Raw genomic sequence first — 847 nt, forward strand, 5'->3', positions numbered from 1 at the left:
GTCCTCGCCCGTCTGGTTCGGCCCCTGGAAATAGGGCACGACCTTGGGCCGGGCCTGGGTGCCGTGCAGCGTGGACATGAGGTAGACCATCAGCGCGTCCAGCAGGACTTCCGGGGTCTCGGCTCCGCCCCATCCTCCCCGGCCGGGCTGCTTGGCCTTGTCGAACCGGTGCTCATAGGCGGGCACCGCCACGGTGACCCGGGAGTCCCGCGCGTTCTCGTCGGCCAGGACCAGCGTCATCCATGCGGTGAGCCCGGCCGGGTGCAGCTCGGCCACCGGCGACCCGGCCCCCGGAATTGCCCAGGCGTGCGCCACGGGGTTCATCGCCCCGGGCGGCTTCACCGGCTGGTCCTCGGCCAGGCCCTTGGCCGCCCGGGTCTGGGCCATGCCCAGCTCGCGCCGCTCCTCGAACGTCGGCAGGCCCATGGCCTCCATCGCCTCCTGGTGGACCCAGAGCGTCTTCAGCCCGTACGCGGCCACCAGGGCGGGCACGTCGTCCACCGAGGAGGGCACGGGCACCTTCACCGGCTCGCAGTTCGGCAGGTGCAGCACCCCGTTGCCCAGCACCCCGAACCGGGTCGCGGACAGCGTGCGGCCGGTCGCCCGCGCGGACAGCGACGCGAACGGCCGGTCCGTCACCCGCTCCTCGGGGGCCGGGAACACCACGCGCGGCGGGGACGTCGGCCGAGGCGGGGCCTGCACGGGACTGGTGACGTCATGACGCCGCGACGCGGCGACGTCATCGGACGTGTCCTGTACTGCTGTTTCCCTCTTGCGGAATGCCTCCAGGGCCCGGCTCTCGGCCGCCACGGTGGCCGAGTCGTCGTCCGGTACCGGAGCCTGATCC

1 protein-coding gene is annotated in these 847 nt (G+C 73.2%); it reads right to left on the minus strand.

Features of this window, described 5'->3' with window-relative positions:
• On the minus strand, positions 1-847 hold an 847-nt coding region (locus ACFVT2_RS43410; protein WP_390028024.1), incomplete at both ends, for a hypothetical protein.

This window comes from Streptomyces sp. NPDC058000 (genome assembly GCF_042886435.1).
GTDB lineage: Bacteria > Actinomycetota > Actinomycetes > Streptomycetales > Streptomycetaceae > Streptomyces.